Genomic DNA, 16,335 nt, shown 5'->3' with positions numbered 1-16,335 from the left:
GACCAAACGGAGGGGTCCTGACGTGGGCAATCGCAGGGTATGGACTGGCAGGTGGAAGGGAGGGCGGACCTTCAACGGCAAGGATGGTCGCCCGGTGTACGTGCTGCGCAAGATGGTTCAGGGCCGGGCCTATACGGTCCACCTGGACGCGCGCAGCGAGACGGAGGCCGAAGCTGAGTTGGCGCTGTTCCTCCGCGACCCGGAGGGCTACCGGACGCGCCAGGAGGCGCGGCAGCTCAAGCAGGAGGCCGCCGTCTACCTCACGGCGGAGACCGTGGGCCGATTCCTGGAGTCGATGCGCAGCGCGGGCACCACGGCGCGCTACGTGGGCAACGTGGGCTTCTACTTGGCGACGTGGGCCGAAACCCTGGCGGGCCGGGATCTGCGCACGGTGAGCCTCCAGGAGCTTCTGCGCGAACTGGCGAGGCACTCCACGGGTCGGAAGAACCGAATCACGGCCATCAAGTCCTTTGCCTCCTGGCTCCGAGAGCAAGGCGCGCTGTCCCTGGCCGAGGACCCGACGGTGTCCCTCAAGGTGCCAGTCACTCGGCCCGAGAAGGCGATGCGGGAGAAGGGCTACAGCATCGAGACCACCGAGCGGCTCTACCGAGCCCTCAGCGGATGGGAGTACACAAACTTCAACCGAGAGGACACGCGGCGCATGACGGCCGTGCAATGCGTGCGAGATGTGCTGTGCATCCACGCGAAGACAGGCATGCACGGCACGGAGATCGAGCGACTGGCCCGAGGAGAGGGCAAGGTGGCCGTGCTGGAGGATTCGGGGGAGATAGCTGCGACGGTGACGTTCATCCACAAAAGCGGGAACGTGCATCGCCAGAGCATTGACCGCCAAACCCTGGCCGCAGTGCAGCGGCTGCAAGCGCGGGGCGCCGCGCCCGTAGATAGCCACATTCGGCGGGTGGTGGGCCGCGCCTGCAAAGAGTTGGGAATCGAGCTGGTACGCTTTGGAGAGTACCGGCACAGCTTCGTGACGTGGGCCTCCGAATGCGGTCAAGAGGTGAGGCCCAAGTCAGGAGGACTGCCCCTGACGGCCATTGCCGCCGTGGTGGGGCACCATTCGGCGAACACCACGAAGCGCTTTTACGACAACGTGAAGGTGCCGCCGATGATCAAGATTCCCATCCAGTTGGAGCACCCGGAGGACCCGGTGTGGCTGCCGGTGAGGACCGCCGCCCTCAGGCTCGTCGAATCAGCTTGAGGATGGCGTCCTTCTCGCCCCGCCCGGAAGCACGCCGGGCCGGGCGCCGCTGGAGCCTGGGAACAGGCTCGCGGCTGCCGCGCTCCTGAAACGCTTCAAGGCTGGCGAGGGTAATCATCACCGCCTTGCCCACCTTGGGCGCACGGCTCAACGCGCCCGATTTCAACAGCGCGAAGAGTTGAGAACGCCCACAGCCCAGAAGGGCCTGCGCCACCTCGACCGAGACCGCCCGCGTCGCCTGAGCAGGTGTCTGGTGGTTCAAGCGGGCTTCCAAACCGCGCATGGATTCGCTCAGCTCGCGGAGTTCTTTGTAGATCGCCCGCAGCAACTCCGGCTCGGTTTCCACGGAAGGCGACACGCCTGGAGACACCAGAGGCCGCCTGCTGGAAGCAGCGCGCGATGGACCTTCTTCCGCTCCTGGCGCCTCGCGGTGACCTGATGAACAACCGCCCCTCGTGACACACGTGGGTGTGTCAGATGTGGAGGCGTGTGCCTCCGCATCGATCTGCAACCTCATCCCGACCCCTCCCCGCCCAGACTTCACCCGAACAGCCCCCCAACAACGAAGAAGACAGATGACACAACCCAGCGGTTACTGTCCAAAACGTACAACCCATCCGGCTCATGGCTGACAAGCACCCAACCGGGCAGCCAAGAGGCTGGCGGGCCATGCTGAGCGCATCCGCATCGGCGCCACCCGTTGGCCACCACTGCGCCACCCGTTGGCCACCCACTCCGCACAAGGTACGTGAAATCAGGGGCTTCGCTGACCACCAGCGCGGCCACCCGTTGGCCACCGGTTGGGCCACCCACTGCGCCACCCTCAAGACCACCCTCAAGACCACCCGGCGCCCTCCTGGTCCTCCACCTCCGAAGAGCCTTCGGACGCGGTGTTCACCCATTTCGCGGGGCACTTCAAGGCGTGGTCCTGCTCGGGCTCGACGACGGGACACCAAGAAGGGCGGTGGGCCTCTGTGGAACCTCCAGGTGATTTGGAGACCCCCCACCGGGCACCCGAGCGAGTGAGGACGCACAGCGGCCCCACAAGCGCCACCCACCGCCGCCCCGGCAGGTCGGGTGCTCCTCCTCACCCCCGCCGTCGGATCCGCTTCCTTTCTCCGCACCCGCATGTTACCTCAGAGTTCATTCCTTCCCGAATACAGGGAGTTCATCCGCTCTGGGCGGTTCCTCCCCGAGGTGTCCATGTCGAACGCTCCCCAGGCGTGCCGAAGAGGGGCTCGTGTTGCCCATGGCGGGTGCCTCTTCCTCCTGTCCACCGTGCTGGCCGTGCCGCCGCACTCCTGCGCTGACGCAGGGGTCCACGCGCCGAGGTGTTCCGTGCCACGCGAGCCCCTCTCGGGGAGGTGGACACCTTCCCGTGGCTCGCACTCGATTCAATGACAGGAAATCCCATGCCTTCCACGCCCAGAGACACCCCACGGCGCGACAGCCCTCGTCGCCACGCACACCAGCCAGATGAGTTCCGCTTCACTTTCGAGGCGGGCGGCCAGCATTACGAGGTGACGGACCCACTGGTTCATCATCCGGACTATGACCCGCTGTTCCTGGCGTGGCGTCGGCCCGCCTCGGGAGGACCTCGCCGTCTGGTGCAACTCAAGCAAGTGAGCATGCTTCCTGGACGGGACGCCCGCCGCAGCGCGCGGGAAGAGGTGCGCCTGGCGACCCTCCTGCATCACCCTAAAATCTCCCGGGTGTATGACTTCGTGGTGCACAAGGAAACGCCCTACGTCGTCTTGGAGCACCTGCCGGGCTGTTTTCTGATGACCGTGTTGCATGCGGCGGCGCTCGTGGACCAGCGTCTCTCTCCGGCCTTTGCTGCCTACGTGGCTGCCGAGGTGGCGGATGCGCTGGAGTACGCGCACCACTGCGACGACGAAGAGGGGGCGCCGCTGCGCCTCGTGCACCGGGCTGTGGGGCCGCTGCGCATCCGCTTGGGGGCGGAGGGCCGGGTGAAGTTGTGCAACTTTGGAGCAGCCTATTCCGAGTTGGCGGGGCGTCTGGCCACACCCCTCGACTTGCTGCGGGGCGACCCAGCCTACATCGCCCCGGAACTACTGCGCTCCTTTCTCGCGGCCCATGAGAACCCAGTGGCGGCCTTGTCGCCGAGAGGGTTGGATGGCCGGGCGGATATCTTCTCGCTCGGGCTGGTGCTGCTGGAAATGCTCACGTCCAGCTACCCGTTGGACCCTTACGGGCTCGTGCCCAACCGACCCGCGACTCGCTTTCCGCAAGGTCTGCGCACCGAACGCCCGACGTGGATTGGGCTGGACGTGTTGTTCAACCGCGTCCTCACCTTTGGGCCCGAGGAGATGGAGCGCGAAACGGAGCGGGTCACCGAGCCGCTCCGCGACATCGTGCGCAAGGCCCTTCATCCCAGCCCCGACCTCCGCTACCGCACGGCCGCCGACCTGCGCGATGACTTGAGATTCTACCTCCGCACGTCATGCGTCTCCGGCTTCGGTCCCTTGGAGATGGCGGCGGAGTGCAAGGCGATTTTGAACGAGGCGGCCGAGCGGAAGTTGTTGGCGGCCCAGACTATTGAGAGGGGCGTCCTGCCCTCGGCGGAAGGGTTTCTCGACCATGGCTAAACAGACTCCACGCAAGCCCAGCCTCAAACGCGACGCTCGTCGGTCCCCCGGCGGCGCCAAGACCCGGGAGGTATTGGCCAAGCATCTGGGCGGAGTGGCTCGGGAAGCGCGAACGGGAACCCGGATGACCCAAGCGGATGTGGCCGAGCGGCTCGGCGTGGCCACCGAAGTGTACGGCCGACTGGAACGAGGTTTGTTACTACCGAGCGTGCCGACGCTGCGCAAGCTGTGCGCCGTTCTCCGAATGGATGCCAATGCCTTACTGGGTCTCACCTCGGGGGTGGCGTTCGCTCCCTTGGATGAGCCCGTGGAGGAGAAGCAGGAGAATTCTCCCCGGATGCGGCGATTGCTGCGCCACCTGCGGAGGCTGACCCCGACGCAACTCAACGCCGTGGGGCATGTCGCGAGCACGCTCGCCCAATCCACTGGAAGTTCCACGCGCCTCATGTCTCGGTCCACTCCCGATGAGGCCAGCTCCGGAGGACGGCACGCATGATTCCCGAAGAACTCATGAAAGTGGTCGGACAGGTCGCCCGAGAAGCCCGGGAACGGCTAGACATGAATCAAGCCGAGGTCGCGCGAGCGGCGGGAATTTCGCCGGTTGTCTACGGGCGAATCGAGCGCGGCATGATGCTGCCCGCCGTCCCTACCCTGCGCAAAATCGCGACCGCGCTGGGCATTTCAACGGATGTGCTGCTGGGCCTCGGTCCCAAAGATGTGGCGCGGACGCTGAACGAGCCCCCGCCCGAGGTGGCCTTGGGGGCCGAGCTGCGCAAACTGCTGCGCACCCTGCGGGCATGGCCGGATGAGAAGGTCCGCTTCCTGGCCCGCGTGGCCAAGTTACTGGACTCGCCTTCCGTCAAGGTGGAGTTCACAAAGGAGTCCGAGCCCGAGGACTGACGGTCGTTGAGGTACTGGAGTCGGAACGTGGAGCGCGTGCCTCAGAAGTGGGGAGGTGGCGCCGTGGAGGAGTGCATCCACCGCTCGATTTCAGCCTCCAAGCTCATGGCGGGCATCCCCGCCCACGAGCCAACCGGAGCGGTTGGATTCTGGTAGTGTGGGGCGCCTTTGGAGGTCTCCGGCGTGCTCCACTACCTTCCCCAACCCGGCGCCATGGTGGGTGCCTACGAACTCGTCGAACCGATTGGCCGGGGCGGTAGTGGGCTCGTCTACAAGGCGGCGCGCGGGGGGCGCCACTTCGCCGTCAAGGTGCTCAACCGGGCGGGGCTGGACGGCTGGGCGCGGCGCGAAATCACCGCCCTGGCTCACCTTGCGCTCCCCAACGTGGTGCGCTTCATCGGGTATGACTGGTGGCCCGAAGCGGAGCGCGGCTACCCCTGCCTGATCATGGAGTACGTGCCTGGGTTGACGCTGGACAAGTGGGTGGAGCGAGACAACCCCTCGACGCGTCAAGTGGTAACGCTCTTCTTGAAGGTGGCCCGAGCACTGGGAGAAGTGTTCCGGAGCGGGGTGCTGCATCGGGACGTCAAGGAGAACAACATCCTCATCCGCGAGGAGGACGGGGAGCCGGTGCTGATAGATTTTGGCATCAGTGCGGTGGAGGGAGCGCCGCCGGTGACCGAGCCCGGCAAGCTGCCGCCGGGGACGCCCGAGTACCGAAGCCCCGAGGCCGTGCACTTCCTCAGGGACGTGGCGGCGGGGGGAAGCTTTACCTACAGCCACACGGACGAGCTGTGGGCCCTGGGCGTGACGCTCTATTGGTTGCTGACGGACATCCTGCCGTTTGGCAACAGGATGCAACCGGGACTCCAGGAGCGCATTCTTGTGGAGGCGCCGCGCCCACCCCACCTTCTTAATTCGCGAGTCCCCGAGGCCGTCAGTCGGTTGTGCCTGCGGATGTTGGAGAAGAAGTTGGAGGAGCGTTTCCCCACGCATGACGAAGTCTGCACCGCCGTCGAAGCCCTGCTGCTGAGAGCGGAGGAGGAGGCCAGTTGGGACCTGCCATTGGTTGACCCCGACTCGCCCCACCGGGTGACGACCGTGGAGGAGCCGAAGGAGGACAGGCCGAAGGACGAGAAGGAGAGGGACGTTCGGGAGTGGATTGTCCACGAGCCCCGGCGAGGGCGCCCGCCTCGGGAGAAGCCCGCCGAACCGCTCGCCCAAGAGGAATGGCCTCTTGTAGGCGAGTTGAACGGGCAAGCGGCGCAGGCCGTGCGTGAAGCGTCCCTTGGAGAGGTCACCCCGGGAGAGGAGCAGGCAGCCGCGGCGGCACCGCCCCCGGAGGCGCCTGCGGGGCACGTGGCCGGAGAGACGGCGCTCCCGGAGTTGGTAGGCGCCAAAGTCCACGCCACCGCCGAGCCCGCCCCCAGCAGCACCTTGGGTGTGCGCCGCTGGCGGGGAGGCGCGGGGGGTTCAGGACCCGCGCCTCTGCGGGACTGGCTCCAGCGTTCTTCCTTGGCATCGGCGTTGGTGGCGGTGCTCGTGGCGGTGGCCTTCGCAGTGGGCCTGTGGCGCTCGCCAGCACCTGTCTGGGAAGCAACGCCCATTCTCCCAGCGACGCAGGTCACGCCCTCACCTGGCACAGCCGCCCAAGGAAGAGAGGCAGGAAGCGCCGTCCCCCTCCACGAAGTGGCGCCGCCGGGCAACCCGGCCGAAGCTGATAGGAGCGCGGCGCCCGTGAGGGTCCAATCATCCGCGTCCACACCTACCGCCAGGCTCCGCCAGGAGGACTCCCGCTTGACGCCCGAAAAGAAGCCCACCACACAGAAGAAGAGCAGAACGTCGCGTTGTACACCTACCCCTCAACGCGTCTGCACGGCGGCCGGTATCTGCTCCGTCGTGCTTCTGGGATGCACTAGCGCCCAGGTGCGACCGGAGGCCGCGTCTCTGGACTGTCCCGCTGGGTGGAAGGAGTCACACACCACGTTTGAAATTCGTGGTGGTGGGCCGGACACAACGGCCGTACTACAAGGCCACAAGGGTCATGCGGGAGAAATGCCAAGCACTATGAAAGAAGGTCCCTTTGCCGTGTACGTTACTCGGGACGAGTTCGGCAGTTCGGCCTGGAAGCTCCCCGTGGGCACGTTGCTGACTGGGACACTGATTGCTGGAGAAAACCGCTACTTTGGACGGTTCACTCAGGCGCAGACACCTGACAAGCAGACGTACCCAGTTTGCATACAGATTTATGTCCCCGTCGTGCAAGCCATGCCCGGAGGACTTCCGGATTGCCCCGTGGGTGTGGGCCAGTGCCCCGCGCCCGGAAGCAAGCCGGAAACCCTCAAGGTATTTAACCGCATGTACATACAGGGAACGAACCGTTTCCAATAGCGCCCTCGTGTTGGTCTGGCGCAGCCCGAGCCAAGCGCCGCCGCGTCGCGTCCCGAGCAGTTGGACGCGGCCCTGCTTACATTCTGGAGGTTGGTTTCTCGTGCTTACACTGTCTCCTGGCACGCTCTTGACGCTCGCTCTCCTCGCTGGCACCACTGAGGCCACCGAGTCGCCTCGCGTCTTCGAGTGCTCAGCGTCCTCTCGAATTGATTTGATGGCCGAGCCCACCGAGTTGGTCCACGGCGTGTGCGTTAATCCGGACGAGCCGACAACCTTTGTGTTTGATGCGCTGCTGCCCTCCGAGGCGGTGGTGCTTTTTGACAACCGCTCCGTGGATTTTGCACAAGGAGGAGCCTTCGTGACAGTCTACCCCAAGCGGAGCTTCTTGCCGGGAGAGCGGGTGAAACTGTCGGTGAGCTTCCGGGATGGGTCATCCCCAGAGAACGCAACCTTCTGGTTGGTGGGGCATTCGGCACGAGGGGCGCGGCGGGTGGAAGTGTTCCGCCATGCGCACTCGGCGGATGCGCTCCAGAGGGACGCCACTGCGGCGCGGGCCGAAGCGAACCAGTGCCAAGAGGAGAAGGCGCGGTTGCTTGCTGAGCGCATGGAGCCAGGGGGGCTCATGGGCGCCGCATGGCTGGAGCGCACTGGGGAAATTCAGTCCAAGGACATTTTCAACGACTTGAAGCAGTACTCAAACAACACGCTAACGGTGGAGGCGGCCAAGAGTTATAGTCATACAGGAGGTGTTGCGGTGAGGTTAAAGTTTCTCAACCCAGGCACCGAGTTATGGGTGGCGGTGAAGGTCATATTGAAGAGCTCAAAGGGCACGGAGGTAGAGTTTTCTGCATGGCAGAAGGCGGCCATCAATCCTGGAGACATCGGTTCTGTGGTGGTAGGCATCGCGAGGGCACAGGAGCAACTCGGCTGCCCCTGCACCCTCACGCTGATGGATGCACAAGAAATGCGCACCATTACACTGGGAAACATCACTTTTCCGGCCAGTCAAAGTATAGGACATTAAGAGTTTGCTTGAAAAATTGAAGGTCGATTGTCACTCGTGGCTGCATCTTTGTGGGGAATTCTGTCGTGGAACGAAGAGGTGCGACGCTGCTTCATGGCCGGGAATCGGCAATGTCGGAGGGGTATGTTATGTCCAGCGTGCAGACGGTGCGTAATGCACCGCCTCTCGAAAAGGATAAAAAATGAGGGACACATACTGTCCGGCATGCAGAACGCACTACAGCAGTGGAGCTAATCACAGATGTTCAGAGCTTGCGGCGATGAAAGAGAGGGCGAATCAATTGGAAAACTGCCTACACACATATGTTCGCAAGATCAAGGGTCAGAATTTATGGTCGTGCACCAACTGTGGGTTTGATTTCGTTCAAAATCCGAAGACCAAGCGCTAGGCTTTTTGTTGGCTTGAAGCGCCTAACCGAAATCCTCTCCGAACGAGGCGTCACCAAGGAGGAAGGTCCTCAGTACTTATTTTCGTTAGATGCTTTTCAGGGTAACCTCTGGGTTCGCCATGCTCGAAGAACTTATCCATTTCGTTGACCGACAGTTTCAGTTCCTCAACCGCCAATCGGGAGAGATGTTCATCCGTGAGTTGCGGCGCACACTTGATGCTCTCCGCCGGGAACCGCGTCTTGCGGCTATTTTTAACGATGAAAGGCGTGAAGCAATCGGGTACCAAACCGAATTCGAGCAACACTGTACGAAGTCGGTCGATCGCCTCAAGGAATTGCGCCAGCGCTTTGTCACTCTTGTCCCCGAACATGATGATAGCGCGACGCCGCGCCCCGAAGACTTCGACACAGGAGACAATTCGCGCTGGCATCGTAGCCTCGCTGCGTTCGATTATGTTGCAGGGCGCGAAGGCCCCGACGCCATTGGCGGCGCAGTGCATGACGACCAAAGCCGTCCAGCACAGCTCAGCAAAATCCTTTATCGGAAGATCCGGGACGTTCTTTATTCGCAGCCCCAGAAAGGCCCGCCACAGGGTCAGGCAGTCGTGACAGAGCCTATGCGCGAAAGCCTCAGTGTGCTGAATGAAGAACTTGCTATTGCTCGAAGGGACCACGTTCGCGCTTGGCGTATTTTCACCGATGCAGTGCTGACATCTTCTGGTGCCTCACTCCTGTACCTGGAGGCATTTTATACTCAGCTCGACTCCACCGTATTGGAAGGGGAGACTCTACTGGTGGAGCTGATTCGCTCTGGCGCCGATTTACCGGAAGCATACATGATGACAAAGTTCCTCTACGAAAGGCCCGAAGCCACTCATGACGTACGTAAGGAACTCGACGAAGCGGTAAGCAAGCTAAAGGCTGTGGCGGAGCGCGTTTATCAAGGATTTCGGATGCGCATTGGGACTACGCGCTCGCTCCTGGCTATTTTCGAACGATTCAAGGTGCGATGTGAATGGCATGACCGTCGACGGTTACTTGAGATTGCTCAGGGGGCGATGGCGCCGGCAGGCACCGGCAGGCGATCAAATGTAGAAGCAGTTCTGACTGAAGAACTAGCCCGCTATCTATTTGATCAGGGGCTCAACCCTATTACCGAAGTGCCCACCGCCGGGCTGCGACCAGATGTGCTCGGGGAGCGCCTCTACGTTGAAGCCAAGCAGTACTCCGATAGTAACCCCAGAAAATATCTTGTGCGCGGCATCCACCAGATGAATGAAACTATGGGACGACTTTGGGGCTCGAACTGCCAAGTACGCGAGGCATTCTACGTCGTCTTCAGGCTCGGAGGTGGACTCGTGCAAATGCCATCAGCGGTGCGACGCGAGGATTGGACCATTTATCCACGTGTCATTGACTTGGCTCCAGCTGATGTCTCTGGGAGTCGGGCGCAGCAAAGTATTGGTATCACGGAAGAAGAACTCCGAGCACGCGTGGAGGAGTAAGTGGATAAGAGCGTCTAAAGAAAATCCTCTCCGAGGGGGACACTCCCTCGGAGAACAGGGCCCAGTGCTGATGGGGACAGTTCGGCGCGGTATTGCCTATATCCTCGAATAAAAACCATCCATTCTTCCTCTCCGCACTATTAGTGGGCCCAACAGGGGTGGATGAACTCCGAAATACGTCAGTAACAGCGAACGCGAACTGGAGTTCCTTGGACGTTAGACATGATGTGCTCCCAGTTACCGGGAGTAAGTCCCAAGTCGGTTATGGTTTGCCAAGCTTGGCTTGTTCGTACATTGCCAACTTCGGTTGACCCAGCGCGAACAGTGGCGTAAACAGGGCAACCAGCTCGCAACACCAGAGAAAATGAGGGACAGCCCGGCGCTGGCAAGTGGTTGCTAAATGTGCCTCCGTGCGCTTCCTTTGCCAACCGCGTCAGATAACCGCACACGCTATCGTGATGGTAGTGAACATGTAATAACCGAGCGATTGCATCCCGGCGTGCCGGTCGAGAATCCCGAGGCACCGTGAATTTATAGCCGTTGAATACGTCTGGCCGCTCCACGCCCCCCACTTCTGACGCCATTGCCTCAATATAGAGAATCCATTTGGCTCGGTCCTGTGTGATTTGTTCTGGAGCGATTTTAAGTGTGTGGTGGTTTACTCGCTCTTTGATGAGTGCCTCAAAAGCGGGGTCGCGCAGTGTCTCGAGTCCCTCGAGGACGGAGCGCATGGATGAGTCGATGTGGTCATCAGAATTATTTGTCATATTGTGGGGCCTTTGGATGGCTTGGGTGATTAGAAGAGGCGCTCGCTAAAGAAACGGCAATTATCTCCAGTTCCGGTGTTTCCAATACTTTGGAAGACTCAACCCCACGGCGCTAGGAGTACCAACATCGCTCCATAGGCAGAAGCCACAACAGTCACATTCGACTTCAAAAACATACACGCCCGCCGGGCCATCGTCGGGATCTTCTGAATCATAAGTATCTTCGACAAGGGCCAGTGATTTTACTCCACAAACCGGACAGTCAACAACCGACTCCGCTTCCGGACGAGACGCCGCTGAGGCGATTGCTAACTCTTTGATCCTGGCGTCATCGCCTATTGAGAACGCATGCCCACGAATTGGACTTTCGTATGCCGCTCTCGCGAGTTCTTTGAGGATTGCGATTCGCTTGGGATTGTATCCTGCTTTGAATGAAGATGCCATTGCCCGAAGTGGGTGGATTCCCGAGTTTGTCTTAAGGCTGAGTAGCCAGTTTGGCTTTTTTAGCAACTTCGAGCGCATGATTGCCTGAACAAACGGGAGCAGGTGGAATCCAACGAATTGGTCTAGGGCTTGGTAGCGCAAGGAGAAAGTTCCTCGATGCCACAACCTGTTCCGGAGATAGTTCAATTTGTTCAAGGCATTTAGATGGGGTAGTATGGTTTTTTCTACCGCCCTTGGTAGCAACTTTGCTTTGTTTAGATCGGTAATGGATTGAACGGTGTTGCTGAATTGATGGCTCTTTAGTCCGAGTTCGGAAATATCGGAGTCAGTTAGTTTTCCTTTAATGGCTTTTATGATGGAGACGGAGTTGTTTTCTTGGGCGAGGAGTGGGTGTATTTTTCTGAGGATTTCTTTGCATATCAGTTCTGCAAAATGCTGAAAGTGAAGTATTGTCTCCGTGGCGCGCTCGACGTAGGTGATTGGGTAGTGGGTGTCGGAATATTGAACTGTGCTTGTTCCAATTATGCGGCTGAAGTCCATTCGGATAGGCTCATATGTTCCGCAAAATGCTCTCAGTCCGAGCTCTAGAGATAAATAAGCGAAGTCACGGTATCGCGAGTTCGGGTTGCGGTCTGAAAAAGAAAAACCGTCGGCCACGAGGGTGTCAGGGTCGGGAATCTTCGGAAGTTTAGGGGCCATAGAAAGTCTCCAGCAGAGCGTTCGACTGAAGTGTACCTGCTGAACCATGCGGAGGGTCTAGCTTGAAGCGAACGCGACCGCAGTTTTTGCTGCCCGAGAGAGTTCAGAAGGGGTATTGCGACCTGCTCATTCGAGCAGTGGTAATCAGTTCGCTTTTTTGTGTGATGTGCGATGCGTCTTCCTGATTGGTGTATGTTGGTGTGGTATTTTTCTTGAGAATGAATCGAATTAGGCTGTGTGATTTTTTCTTCCTATTCAGTGAGGCGCCCAAGGGGACCAAAAAAGGACCAAACCGAATGGACGCGAATGGACGTGCCTGGACGAGTAGGCGTCCGCTTTTCAGAGGGGAAACGGGAGAGTGACTCTGAGTTCATGGGAAGGCGGCTCTGCCCCCGGCGGCTTCGATTCCCGCCGCCTCCATGCGTGCACCGGACCATCGCGATCACCGATTCCGGAGCAAGCCGATCACCGATTCCGGAGCAAGCCGATCACCGATTCCGGAGCAAGCCGATCGGTGACACGGACGTAGGGATGACGGATGCAGTCCAAGGGGTCATCCCCGGAGTCATGGGAGCGGAGAAGACGCTGGACGTCACATGGAAGCAGGCTGCCTCCCTCGCAAGGAGGAGGACCTGGCCGCACCGAGGATGTCCATGAGGAAGCTACGAGAGATTCTGAGACTACACCTGGAAATGGGACTGACCGGCAGGGCGATAGCGCGCAGCTGCGGACTGTCACCGAGCACGGTGAGCGATTACCTGGGCCGGATAAAGCTGGCGCGGCTGAACTGGCCACTGCCGGCGGAGCTGGACGATGACGCAGCTCTGGAGCAGCTGCTCTTCCCCGACGAGCACAAGCCGAAGCTCAATCGCCCGGAGCCCGACTTCGCGCGAATCCACGAGGAGCTTCGGCGCAAGCACGTCACCAAGCAATTGCTGTGGCAGGAGTACCGGGAGCAGCACCCGGATGGCTACCAGTACAGCCAGTTCTGCGAGCACTACGCGCGCTGGTGCGCGCAACTGTCGGTGACGATGCGGCAGACGCACCGGGCCGGAGAGAAGGGCTTCGTGGACTTCAGCGGGGATGGGCTCGAGCTGGTGGTGCCCGAGACGGGGGAGAGGCAGAAGGTGAAGCTCTTCCTCTTCGTGCTGGGCGCCAGCAGCTACACCTACGTGGAGCCGGTGCTGGGGGAGGACCTGGCCACGTGGGTGGGCTGCCACAGCCGAGCGCTGGAGTACTTTGGCGGCGTGCCTCAGGTGGTGGTGCCCGACAATCTCAAGGCGGCAGTGCAGCGGCCTGACCGGTACGAGCCGGAGCTCAACCCCACCTACGCGGAGCTGGCCCGGCACTACGGTTTCGCCGTCATTCCCGCGCGCGTGCGCAAGCCGCGAGACAAGGCGAAGGTGGAGGCCGCGGTGCTGCTGGCCGAGAGGTGGATTCTGGCCGTGCTGCGCCACCAGCGCTTCAGCACGTTGCAGCAGGTGCGCGAGGCGGTGCGTCCGTTGCTCGAGAAGCTCAACGAGCGCCCCATGCGCAAGCTGGGCAAGTCGCGGCGGCAGCTCTTCGAGGAGGTGGACCGGCCCGCGCTCAAGCCCCTGCCCGCGGAGCGCTACGAGCTGGCGTGGTGGAAGAAGGCGCGCGTCAACATCGACTACCACATCGAGGTGGACGAGCACCTCTACAGCGTGCCGTACCAGTTAGTGGGCAAGCAGGTGGAAGTACGCGCCACCACGGCGTGCGTCGAAGTCTTCCTCGCAGGCCGTCGCGTCGCCAGCCACCCGCGCGCCAGCGGGCCGCGGCCGACGACGCTGCCCGAGCACATGCCCAGCTCGCACCGCGCCCATGCGCAGTGGACGCCCTCGCGAATACTCGAGTGGGCGGCCAAGGTGGGCCCCTCGACTGCGGCGCTGGCCGAGGAGCTGATGCGTCGGCGCAAACATCCCGAGCAGGGGTTCCGCGCCTGCCTGGGCCTCATCCGCTTGAAGGAGAAGTACGGCCCGGAGCGGTTGGAGCGCGCGTGCGCGCGTGCGCTTCGGCATCGTGCCTGTACCTACGGCAGCGTCGCCGCCATCCTGCGCAACAAGCTGGAAGCCGTGGAGCCGGTGGCCGAGGAGCGCGCCGCGCTGCCCGTCCACGAGAACATCCGCGGCCCTGACTACTACCACTGAGGTGAGAGTCTTCCTCCCCCTCGGGCAGTCCTCGAGCTCTCTGCCCCGGGGGAGCGCGGCGTCGCGCGGTGCGCGCCGCCGCGCGCTATCGCCGAGCTCGCTCACACAGAGGAAAGCCATGCTGATGAAACAGACACTGGAGAAGCTCAAGGCGATGAAGCTGCTGGGGATGGCCAGCTACCTGGAGGGGTGGCTGGACGTGCCTCCCACGCAGGACGTCAGCGCGTCCGAGTTGCTCGGGCTGCTGGTGGACGCCGAGTGGACGCAGCGAGAGAACCGCAAGCTCTCCCTGCGGTTGAAGAACGCGAAGCTGCGGCAGCCGGCATGCGTGGAGGACATCGACTACGCCCACGCCCGAGGGCTGACGAGGGCCCAGGTGGTGGAGCTGGCCTCGTGCCGCTGGGTGGCCGCCCACCAGAACGTCCTGCTCACCGGGCCGACGGGAATGGGCAAGAGCTACCTGGCGTGCGCGCTGGGCAACAAGGCGTGCCGCGAAGGCTACACGGTGGTGTACCGCAGGGCCTCCCGGCTCTACGACGAGCTGGCCCAGGCGCGGGCCGATGGCACCTGGCGCACGGTGCTGCAGCGCTTGTCCAAGGCGCACGTCTTCATCCTCGACGACTTCGGCTTGGAGCCACTGACGGCCAACGAGCGAAGGGACCTGCTCGAAGTCTTGGAGGACCGGTGTGGAACTGCTTCCACCGTCATCACCTCCCAGCTCGATCCCAAGCAATGGCACGCGCTCATCGGTGATGCGACCGTCGCCGACGCCATCCTCGACCGGGTGGTCCACAACGCCCACCGCATCAAGCTGATGGGCGAGTCCATCCGCAAGCAGCATGGAAAGTTGACGACCGAGCCGAAGCCGGAGAAGTGAGGGGCACCAGCGTCGCTCCGCTCCGATGATCGGCTTCGTCCGGAACAGGTGATCGGCTTCGTCCGGAACGAGTGATCGCGATGGCCGGAATACGCACCTCCACGCAGAACAACCCGCCGTTTTGAGCCGCGCCCTTTCCTATCGAGGGGGCGCGGTAACAGTGTACGAGCAGTTCGATCGCGTCGACAATGAATCAGTCGCGCACCTCGTGCAAACCCTCCAAGAACTCGCGGAAGCTGTCGGCGACATGGTAGATTTCCATCTCAATCGTCACCAGGACGACACCAGGCTGCCCGGGTGAGTTCTCTCGATAGTCGAAGCACCGGTACTCCCCTCCTGGAGTCGTACCGAACGGGTAGATGCCTGACGGGACGTAGGGCTTGATGAGTTCGTACGTGGTGGAGATGGCATACGCGCTCTCGTGCCTGCCCGAGGTAAGGGTCAGCATGTTGTTGAAGACGTTGGCTCCCTCTCCGATATCGAAGACATTGGGCTCTGGAGCCATCCCGTGGCGCAGGTGGGCGGTGCTCCTGTACTCCTCTGGCAATCTCACCCCCCAGGCCGCTTCGAGCTTTTCAATTTCGTCCGGCCCAACGACAGGACGAGGTCCCTTCCAGACGTAGTCCCTCCAACGGACTTCCATGCTAACGTTCTCCCTTCCTGGCGGACCTCGGGTGTCCGCCACCCCAAATGGACATGCCGCCTGTGTGTGGGTTTGCAAGTCGATGCACCTCCCGCCTTACGAGCTGCATTCTTCCTACATCCTGATGGTGGTGCCAGACGTAGCCTTCTGGTGCCTCTGCCGTATGGGACAGCCGCGCGATCTCCTCACGGGAGAGGCCCAGTCGCCGCGCCAGGTCGGGCTCGGCCTCTATCGCCTCGTACAGCCGCTTGTTGGCTGCCTTGAAGTGCAGCTCGGGCCGAGCGCTTCCAATATGGACACTCTCCAATAGTCAGCCGGGGCGCGATCCTTGCCCTGAATGGGAGTCTTCGCTCCTCAAGAGGACGGGCGTCGTTCCGCTCACACTTCTCACCAGCGGTGTCACCCGTACTCCATGGGCAAAACGCAGGGACACCTGGAGCTCTGGCCCTTGCGACTTCACCTCCACCCGGTCTCCCGGGGCGAGATGCGACACCTCCAGCAAGGCGACCTGGGCATCCTGCACGTCGAGCGGCCACACGGCGGGAGCTGGGGCGAGTGCCTCCGGCTTCACCCTCGGCCCCGAGGCCGAGCACCCTGCGAGCAGCACCGCCCACAGCACGGCCATGACGCGCGGTGCCCACGACAAGCCCGGGGTTCTCATGAACGAAGAGAGAGCGCTGAGGCCGAGGCTGCGGTGGAGA

At 61.9% G+C, this 16,335-nt stretch carries 13 protein-coding genes; 9 read left to right on the top strand and 4 right to left on the bottom strand.

Features of this window, described 5'->3' with window-relative positions; genetic code table 11:
• Window positions 1-100 precede the first annotated feature (100 nt).
• Window positions 101-1,219, top strand: a complete 1,119-nt coding sequence (locus JRI60_RS17665; RefSeq protein WP_204227029.1) for a site-specific integrase — start codon at window positions 101-103, stop codon at window positions 1,217-1,219.
• Here the strand turns inward: JRI60_RS17665 and JRI60_RS17660 are convergent.
• Entirely contained in the window at window positions 1,197-1,565 is a 369-nt protein-coding gene (locus JRI60_RS17660; RefSeq protein ID WP_204227028.1) for a hypothetical protein, read from the bottom strand. The genes JRI60_RS17665 and JRI60_RS17660 overlap by 23 nt on opposite strands.
• Before the next feature lie 1,066 nt (window positions 1,566-2,631).
• On the opposite strand from JRI60_RS17660, the gene JRI60_RS17655 reads away from it, so the two are divergent.
• From JRI60_RS17655 to JRI60_RS17630, 6 genes are all read left to right on the top strand, one after another.
• Window positions 2,632-3,828 (top strand): protein kinase domain-containing protein, encoded by a 1,197-nt coding sequence (locus JRI60_RS17655; RefSeq protein WP_204227027.1) that lies wholly within the window; start codon window positions 2,632-2,634, stop codon window positions 3,826-3,828.
• Window positions 3,821-4,324, top strand: coding sequence for a helix-turn-helix domain-containing protein (locus JRI60_RS17650; RefSeq protein WP_204227026.1), 504 nt, complete (start codon window positions 3,821-3,823; stop codon window positions 4,322-4,324). The genes JRI60_RS17655 and JRI60_RS17650 overlap by 8 nt, the downstream gene beginning before the upstream one ends.
• Entirely contained in the window at window positions 4,321-4,728 is a 408-nt protein-coding gene (locus JRI60_RS17645) for a helix-turn-helix domain-containing protein (RefSeq protein ID WP_239470579.1), read from the top strand. Before JRI60_RS17650 ends, JRI60_RS17645 begins: the two co-directional genes overlap by 4 nt.
• Window positions 4,729-4,911: 183 nt before the next feature.
• Window positions 4,912-7,119: a serine/threonine protein kinase gene (locus JRI60_RS17640; protein WP_204227025.1), complete on the top strand. Its 2,208-nt coding sequence runs from the start codon at window positions 4,912-4,914 to the stop codon at window positions 7,117-7,119.
• Window positions 7,028-8,143, top strand: a complete 1,116-nt coding sequence (locus JRI60_RS17635; protein WP_239470578.1) for a DUF2381 family protein — start codon at window positions 7,028-7,030, stop codon at window positions 8,141-8,143. The genes JRI60_RS17640 and JRI60_RS17635 overlap by 92 nt, the downstream gene beginning before the upstream one ends.
• A gap of 507 nt (window positions 8,144-8,650) precedes the next feature.
• Window positions 8,651-10,036 (top strand): hypothetical protein, encoded by a 1,386-nt coding sequence (locus JRI60_RS17630; protein WP_204227023.1) that lies wholly within the window; start codon window positions 8,651-8,653, stop codon window positions 10,034-10,036.
• Window positions 10,037-10,863: 827 nt separating this feature from the next.
• On the opposite strand, the gene JRI60_RS17625 is transcribed toward JRI60_RS17630, so the two are convergent.
• Complete coding sequence (locus JRI60_RS17625) at window positions 10,864-11,994, bottom strand: hypothetical protein (protein ID WP_204227022.1); 1,131 nt, start codon at window positions 11,992-11,994, stop codon at window positions 10,864-10,866.
• A 605-nt stretch (window positions 11,995-12,599) separates the two neighbouring features.
• Here JRI60_RS17625 and istA point away from each other — a divergent pair.
• Entirely contained in the window at window positions 12,600-14,114 is a 1,515-nt protein-coding gene (istA, locus tag JRI60_RS17620) for an IS21 family transposase (protein ID WP_204219789.1), read from the top strand.
• 118 nt (window positions 14,115-14,232) lie between these two features.
• Window positions 14,233-14,991 carry an IS21-like element helper ATPase IstB gene (gene istB / locus JRI60_RS17615; RefSeq protein ID WP_204219788.1) on the top strand — a complete coding sequence of 253 codons (759 nt, stop codon included), beginning with the start codon at window positions 14,233-14,235 and terminating at the stop codon, window positions 14,989-14,991.
• A gap of 193 nt (window positions 14,992-15,184) precedes the next feature.
• Here istB and JRI60_RS17610 read toward each other — a convergent pair whose 3' ends face one another.
• Entirely contained in the window at window positions 15,185-15,634 is a 450-nt protein-coding gene (locus JRI60_RS17610) for an SMI1/KNR4 family protein (protein WP_204227021.1), read from the bottom strand.
• 1 nt (window position 15,635) lies between these two features.
• The gene (locus JRI60_RS17605) at window positions 15,636-15,941 is read right to left on the bottom strand and encodes an HNH endonuclease (protein WP_204227020.1); all 306 of its coding nucleotides are present in this window, start codon (window positions 15,939-15,941) and stop codon (window positions 15,636-15,638) included.
• Window positions 15,942-16,335: the final 394 nt, after the last annotated feature.

It is taken from the genome of Archangium violaceum (genome assembly GCF_016887565.1).
Classification (GTDB): domain Bacteria; phylum Myxococcota; class Myxococcia; order Myxococcales; family Myxococcaceae; genus Archangium; species Archangium violaceum_B.
This window is presented reverse-complemented; position numbering and strand designations above follow the sequence as displayed.